6 protein-coding genes and 1 tRNA gene are annotated in these 7,175 nt (G+C 69.2%); 4 read left to right on the top strand and 3 right to left on the bottom strand.

Annotation, left to right across the window (positions count from 1 at the left end; all coding sequences use genetic code 11):
* Nucleotides 1-35: 35 nt before the first annotated feature.
* Nucleotides 36-566, bottom strand: a complete 531-nt coding sequence (locus tag V7E05_RS02915; RefSeq protein WP_333618174.1) for a hypothetical protein — start codon at nucleotides 564-566, stop codon at nucleotides 36-38.
* A 269-nt stretch (nucleotides 567-835) separates the two neighbouring features.
* On the opposite strand from V7E05_RS02915, the gene V7E05_RS02910 reads away from it, so the two are divergent.
* The 4 genes from V7E05_RS02910 (at nucleotide 836) to V7E05_RS02895 (ending at nucleotide 4,424) form a co-directional block, all read left to right on the top strand.
* A complete protein-coding gene (locus V7E05_RS02910; RefSeq protein WP_333618173.1) occupies nucleotides 836-1,597 on the top strand; it encodes a DsbA family protein in 762 nt (253 codons plus the stop codon).
* Nucleotides 1,598-1,759: 162 nt separating this feature from the next.
* A tRNA-Ala gene (locus V7E05_RS02905) sits at nucleotides 1,760-1,832 on the top strand.
* A gap of 210 nt (nucleotides 1,833-2,042) precedes the next feature.
* Nucleotides 2,043-2,840 (top strand): siderophore-interacting protein, encoded by a 798-nt coding sequence (locus tag V7E05_RS02900; RefSeq protein ID WP_333618172.1) that lies wholly within the window; start codon nucleotides 2,043-2,045, stop codon nucleotides 2,838-2,840.
* Nucleotides 2,841-2,963: 123 nt separating this feature from the next.
* Nucleotides 2,964-4,424, top strand: a complete 1,461-nt coding sequence (locus V7E05_RS02895) for an amidase (protein WP_333618171.1) — start codon at nucleotides 2,964-2,966, stop codon at nucleotides 4,422-4,424.
* Between the two features lie 41 nt (nucleotides 4,425-4,465).
* On the opposite strand, the gene V7E05_RS02890 is transcribed toward V7E05_RS02895, so the two are convergent.
* Both V7E05_RS02890 and V7E05_RS02885 read right to left on the bottom strand, forming a co-directional pair.
* Complete coding sequence (locus tag V7E05_RS02890; protein ID WP_333618170.1) at nucleotides 4,466-5,146, bottom strand: response regulator; 681 nt, start codon at nucleotides 5,144-5,146, stop codon at nucleotides 4,466-4,468.
* Nucleotides 5,139-6,950 carry a sensor histidine kinase gene (locus V7E05_RS02885; RefSeq protein ID WP_333618169.1) on the bottom strand — a complete coding sequence of 604 codons (1,812 nt, stop codon included), beginning with the start codon at nucleotides 6,948-6,950 and terminating at the stop codon, nucleotides 5,139-5,141. Before V7E05_RS02885 ends, V7E05_RS02890 begins: the two co-directional genes overlap by 8 nt.
* Between the last annotated feature and the right edge of the window lie 225 nt (nucleotides 6,951-7,175).

Here is a 7,175-nt window from a genome sequence, read left to right as displayed (position 1 = left end):
CCTTATTCGCTCCCACACTCGGCACCCGGAATCCGCTAGGCGCAGTTCGTCTGGATGTAGCCGATCACGGACGCCAGCGAGGCGGACAGCGCCACGGCGTCGAAATCCCCGCCGTCGGCGAAGGTGCGCAGCGTGTTGGCGTCCCCGTCGAGCTCGGCCGGGAGCTTCCCCTCGGAGCCGGAGATCAGCTTGCCCACGGCGCTGCGGAGTTGCTCCGTGCCCTCGTACTCGCTCGCGGCCCCGGTGAGTCCCTCGTACAGCGCGGGGTCGGTGAAGGTGGCGTTCTTCTCGGCGCAGAACGAGGGATCGATCGGCGCCCCGTCGCCCTGCGGGGCGGGGGACGCTCCCGCCCCGGTGCCCGCGCCGGACGAGGGGGCGGCCGCCGTGCCCTGCGCGGATGAGGCGCCTGACGCCCCCGCGCCGGGAGTCGCGGCGGCGGAGGAGGCCGAGGACGACGTCGCGGCCGTCGACTCCGCCGCGGAATCGGACGGCTCGGACGATGTGCCGCACGCCGTCAGGCCCAGAAGAGCTATGGCCGCCACCGCGGCCGCTCGTGTGATTCGCATGGTGCTCCTCGGTGATCCTGTGGCGATGTTCGTCGCCGAGACTATCGGACGGCGCCGGCCGCCACCCCTGCCCGGGAACTTTCCTTAACAGGGCCTTTCGCTTTCCCTGTGAATGGCGAGGTCAACTAGGATTCGGGGGACCGCGTTGCGTAGCGTCGGTAGGTGATGTGTCCGCAACTCGTCGGCGCCGGACTGCCCCGGCCCGAACGTGCTGGCCGGCAAGCGCTGGATTGCAAGGCGAAGGCAAAACAGAAGGGTTAGAGAGTTTCGTGAATGCGAAGTCGAAGAGCGCCACGAGTAAGGCGCTGAACGGGTCCTCGTCCAACGGCATGTGGATCACGCTCGCCGCGATCGCCGGGATCATCGTGATCGCCGTGGCGGCCGTCGTCGTGGCCGTGCAGAACAACTGGGGCCCCTTCAACAAGGAGCCCGTGTCCATGGACTTCGCGGCCACCACCGACCCGCAGATCTCCATCGCCGACGACGGCGCCGTGACGGTCGGGGAGAAGGACGCCCCGAAGCTCGACGTGTGGGAGGACTTCATGTGCCCCGCGTGCGGCCAGATGGAGATGAACTTCGGCAAGGACCTGACCCAGGCGATCACTGACGGAAAGCTCCAAGTCACGCACCACTACGTGAACTTCCTCGACCGCAGCTCGGCGAAGGGCGACTTCTCGACGCGCATGATCGCCGCCGCGCAGTGCGTCGCAGTGTCCGAGAGCCTCGATACTTACCTGACGACCCGGGAGAAGTGGTTCGCGAACCAGCCCCCGGAGGGCGGCGGCGACCGCACGCAGAAGGACATCGCCACCGATGCCAAGGACTCGGGTGCCTCCGATACCTCGACGCAGTGCATCGAGGGCATCGGCCAGGGCGGAAATAACCTCGACCTCGCCACGGAGACCGCGAGCAACTCGCAGAAGGCGCTCCAGGACAGCGGCCAGCAGATGGCGACGCCGACCGTGCTCAAGGACGGCCAGCCGGTCAACATCCAGGATCCCAAGTGGATCGCCGACGCCATCGCGAAGTAGTCACGCCGTAAGGCTAAGGGGAGCGGGGTCCGTGCAGGTCATGGGTCCCGCTCTCCGTATTTCTGCCCATGACGGCGGAGCTCCGCGCGCCCCGATTTGGACCGTGGTCGCCCACTGTTGTAGATTATTTCGAGTCGGGTTCGCGCCCGGCGAACTGAATACGGGGCTATGGCGCAGCTGGTAGCGCACCACACTGGCAGTGTGGGGGTCAGGGGTTCGAATCCCCTTAGCTCCACAGAAGTAGAGAATCCCGGTCGCATTCGCGGCCGGGATTTTTCGTTGCCTCGGCGGGGTTCTCGGAAACGCAAGAACAGGTTAGGCTAACCAATAATCGGCGGCCGAGTGTCTCGTCCGTCGATGCCACTTCGTGGGCCCCGATGCGCCCGAATGCCAACACTGCTGCGTCGCCCGGCGCCGGCACATCATCTCTGGACGGTCCCGTCATATGAGCAATATCGCGATCACCCAATCAGAGCTCGGATTCGTCCGCGCCCATGTTCTGCGCAGCGAACGGATCTCGCCCCACGTGATGCGGGTGACTCTCGGCGGGGGCGACCTCGAGCAGTTCGTTTACCAGGGCTTCGACCAGTGGTTCCGCCTCGCGATCCCCGTGCACGGCGACGACCGCTTCGAAAACCTGCCCGGAAAATTCGGGATCGGCGGATACCTCAAGTTCCTCACGTCGCCCAAGGGCACGCGGCCGGTGATCCGGAACTACACGATCAGGAACTTCCGCTACGAACCGGCGGAGCTCGACATCGATTTCGTCGTCCACGGCACCGGGGGCGTCGCGGGTCCGTGGGCGGAGGCGGTCGAACCGGGCACCGACGTCGCCTTTATCGACCAAGGATGCGGTTGGAAGGACGTGCCCGCGGCGAACACCCTCATCGTCGCCGACGAATCGGGGATGCCCGCCGCGCTCGGTGTGCTCCGCGACCTCCCGCGGGACGCGACCGGGCACGCGATCATCGAGCTCTTCGACCCGGCCGACGCCCAGGACGATTCCGTCGCCCCCAACGGGATCGATGTGCGGTGGGTGTTCCGCGACCCGGACGATGCCCCCGGCAGCGACGCGCTCGCCGCCCTCCGCGAGCTCGATCACGGGTCCAGCGTGTGCGCCTTCGCGGTCGGCGAGTCCTCGCTAGCCACCGGTACCCGACGCCACCTCGTCGCCGCCGGGGTACCCAAGTCGAACATCACCTTCTGCGGCTACTGGAAGCGCGGCAAGGCCGCTTCGAACTGACCCCCCGAACCGGCCCGGTCGCACTGCTCCCACTGGACGGACTCCGCCGAACGAACCGGGCGGCGGGAGTCGGCTCGCCGAATAGTCGCGCGCTCTTCGGGCGGTGCGTGCACGATGGGAGTCGTGCCAGCAGGAGAATCCAAGCCCACCAGAGCGAGAGTCCACTCATTCCGCGACGATGCCCTCGGCCGCGACGATGCCGTGGCGATCGCTGCGCGCATCCGCAGCGGAGAGATCAGCGCCGCCGAGGCTGCTACGGCCTCCGCCGTCAGGATCCGGGAGGTGGATCCCGAGCTGGCGGCCCTCCAATACGACGCGCTCGACGAATCAGTCGCGGAGCTCGAAGAGGGCGCCGCAGCCGATGGCGGGGAGCCGTTCGCCGGCGTGCCGAGCCTGCTCAAGGACAACGCCGACCTCGCGGGATGGCCCACCCTGCACGGCTCACGCGCCATCGAGCCGGAACCGGCCAAACGGACGTCGGCGCCGGCCCGGCAGTTCCTCGAGCTCGGCTTCACGGTGCTGGGGAAGACCACGCTGCCCGAGTTCGGGCTCAGCGCGAGCACCGAGTTCGTGTGGCGCGAACCGACGCGCAACCCGTGGAACACCGCTCACTCGGCGGGCGCATCATCCGGCGGATCGGCGGCGCTCGTCGCTGCGGGCGCGGTGCCGGTGGCACACGCCAACGACGGCGGCGGCTCGATCCGGATTCCTGCCGCGGCGTGCGGGCTCGTCGGCCTCAAACCCACGCGGGCCCGCACCCTCGACAGGCCGGGAGCGCGCTCGCTGCCGGTCAACCTCGTCGCAGAGGGGCTGCTCAGTCGTTCGGTCCGCGACACCGCTCACCACCTCGCCGGTTGCGAGAAGGTCTATCGCAACCGGCGGCTGCCGGAAGTAGGGCTCGTCGAGGCGCCGGGGGAACGCCGCCTGCGGATCGGGATGGTCCTCCAGTCGGCGTCCTCGTCGGGCACCGGGGAAGATCTCGCGCCGGAGGTAGTCGCGACGTGTGAGCAGGCGGCGGTGCTTCTCGAGGGGCTGGGGCACGAGATCGTCCCCATTCCGCTGCCAGTGGGCCGCGGCTTCGCGGAAGATTTCGTCCTCGGCTGGGGGATGTCCGCGGCGCTGTTGTCGGCCGCCGCGTTGCTCGAGCATGGGAGGCATTTCCACCCCGGCCTCCTCGATCCCTTTACGCGCGGGCTCGCGGCAATGTGGTCTCGTCGGGCTCTCGAAACCCCGGGCGCGCTGGCCCGGATGCGCCGCGTCGGCGCGGTATACGACGACACGTTCTCCGACCTCGACGCAGTCCTCAGCCCCACCGTCGGCCTGCCGACTCCGGAACTCGGATTTCTCTCCCCGGAGCTCGACTTCTCCGAGCTTCTCGAGCGGCTCACGGCGTACGCGGCGTTCACGCCGTTCAACAATGTCGGAGGTGGGCCAGGTGTTTCCCTGCCGTTCGGCCTACTGCCGTCGGGGCTGCCCGGGTCGATCCACCTGAGCGCCGCGCGGGGCGACGAGCGCACTCTCCTCGAGCTCGCCTACGAGATCGAGGAGGCGGCGCCGTTCCCGCGGATCGAGGAGGAAGGGTAGGCAGCGGGTCGAAGGCCGCCTGCCACGCCGCCGCTCGTCCCTCAGTCCTTCTCGCACCGCCGATACTCCTGCCGCGGCCGCCCGGTGCCGCCGTAGCGCAGGTCCATCGCGAGCCGCCCGGAGCCGACGAGGTGCGCCAGATGCCGACGCGCGGTCGGTGGTGCGATGCCCACGCGCTCGGAGACCTCGTCGGCGAACAGACGCGTCTCCGGATCCTCGAACAGCGCGAGGATGCTCTGCTCGGTGGGGGAGGCAGGCGCTTCCCGCTTCCGCGAGGCGCCGAAGCGGAGCGCGGAGAGTGCCTCGTCGATGAGCCGCTGGTCCACGTCCGCATCGGCGAGTACGCGCCGGTAGCGCGCGTATCCGGCGAGACGCCGGGCGAGCTCAACGTCCTCGAACGGCTTGACCAGATACGTGAGCGCCCCGGCCCTCGTCGCCCGTCGCACGGCATCGCCGCCCCGCTCCGCACCTACAACGAACGAATCGCAGTCGAGCTCGCCCACGAGGTCGATCCCCGATCCATCGGGCAGATAGACGTCGAGGAGCGCGAGGTCGATCCGCCCCTCGGCCGCGGCGAACGCGGCCCGCGCTTCGACGAGCGAGCCCGCCCGCGCGACGACCTCGAAGTCCCGCATCGCGTCGACGATCGCGGAATGCAGCCCGGCGACGCGGAAGTCGTCGTCGACGACGAGCACCCCGAACCCGGTCCGTTCCTCAGCCATTCGTGGGTCCTTCCCGCGGCTCGGCCGCGTGCGGGTCCTCGTCTCTCTGCTGCTCGCCGCCGCTCTCCTCCATGGCGCCGCGAAGCTCGGCCACGAACACTGCCCCATCTGCCCCTGACGGCGGGCCTCCCGGATCGACCAGGCGAAGATCTCCGCCGCCTCTCCGGCACAGGCGTCGTGCCAGGGCGAGCCCGAGCCCTCGGCCTCCGGGCACGGCCGAACCGTCCTTCGTGGTTTGCCCTTCGGCAAACACATCCGGTACCCGCGCGGGATCGATGCCGCCGCCGGTATCGGAGACCGTGATCCACAGCGTGTCGCCGTCGGCGAACAGCTCGACCTCGACCCGACCGGCCTCGGCGCTCGAATTGCCGCTCGGATCGTCGCTCGAATCGGCGCCAGCCCTCCCGCGGACCTTCCCGCCAGAATTTTCGCCCGCGGCGACCACCGCGTCCACCGCGTTGTCGATGAGGTTACCGAGCACTGTCGTCACGGAGACGGGATCGGCGATCTCCCCGTCCACCCAGGTCTGTGGCCCCAGCTCGAGCGCCACCCCGCGCTCGTGCGCGAGCGTCGCCTTGGCGTCGAGGAAGGCATGGAGGTGCGGCTCGGCGACGTTGTCGATCCCCTCGACCCCTGCGGTACCGCGGGCCCCGGAAATCTCCTCGAGGTACTCGCGGGCCTCGGAAACGTGCCCGTGGCGGAGGAGGCCGGAGAGCACGTGGAAGCGGTTGGCGGTCTCGTGCCGCTGCGCGCGCAGAGCCTCGCTCATCGAGCGCACGGAGTCGAGCTCGCGCGTGAGCCGCTCGACGTCGGTCCTGTCGACCACCGAGAGCACCATGCCGAGGTACTGCCCGGACTCGATCACGCGGTGCGATCCCGCGAGAACGATGCGCTCGCCGACCGTGGTGGCCACGGGTATCGGGGTCGGTACGCGGACTATCTCCCGCAGTCGCGAGGGCAGCTGGATATCGTCGAGCGGGGTCCCCGTGGGCGCGTCGATGGAGAGCAGTTCGCGCGCCCTGTCGTTGACCACCTGGATGCGGCCGCGCGGATCCACGGACAGAACGCCGTCAGCAAGTGAATGGAAGACCGCGCGCTGCTCGCCGACCAGCCCCACGAGCTGCTCCGGCTGGAGGCCGAGCGTTAGAGTGCGCCAGCGCCGCGCGAGTAGCGCCGAGCCGATCGCGCCGACGGCGAGCGCCCCTACGGCGATCCCGATCGTCGCTGCGATGTCCCGGTTCCGCGCCGCCGCTACGTCCGCGGTGGAGATGCCGGTGCCCACGAATCCGATCACGCGCCCGTCTTCGGCGCGCACGGGCGCCTTCCCGCGGACTGACTCACCGAGCGTGCCGCGGTCGGTGTCGAGCACGTCCTGCCCGGAGAGAACCTCTTCGGCGCTGGTCGAGACGTGCTTGCCGAGCAAGTCCGTGTCGGGGTGGCTCAGCCGGAGACCGCTCGCGTTGGCGATGACGACGAACATCACGCCGGTCCGGTGAGTGACATCCATCGCCTCCTTCTGCAGTTCGCCGTCGGCGAGGGCGGCGGCGTCGAGGTCGGCTCCGCTCAACGCCTCGAGCCCCTCGCGGACGTCGGGATCGGAGGCCACGGACTGGGAGATGGCGAGCGCGCGCTGGGCGTATTCGTCGCGCATCGACTGTTCGGCGGTGCCGATCCGCCACGCCGCGCCGATGCCGAGACTGACGGCGAGCACGACGAGCTGCCACAGGAGGATCTGCATGACGAGCGGAACGCGCCCGGCGCGGAGCGCCGGGCGCGTTGTCGTTTTCGTGCGCGCCGCCATCATGAATTAGGTCCTGGTCCTCATCGAGAAGTCCTCACCGAGAAGACATTAGGCGGCGAGGGGTGGGGATCAGAACGGAATGGATCCTACGAGGACGCCGACCACGAGCATCACGAGGGAGACGACGACCGCGCGCCACAGGACCTTCTTGTGGTGGTCGGCGAGGGATACCGAGGCGAGCGCGACGAGCAGGAGGATCCCGTCGATGCCCGCGAAGGCCTCACCGAG

Source organism: Dietzia sp., from assembly GCF_036741115.1.
Lineage (GTDB): Bacteria > Actinomycetota > Actinomycetes > Mycobacteriales > Mycobacteriaceae > Dietzia.
The sequence above is the reverse complement of the archived record's forward strand: the minus strand, read 5'-3'. Positions and strand labels throughout refer to the sequence as shown.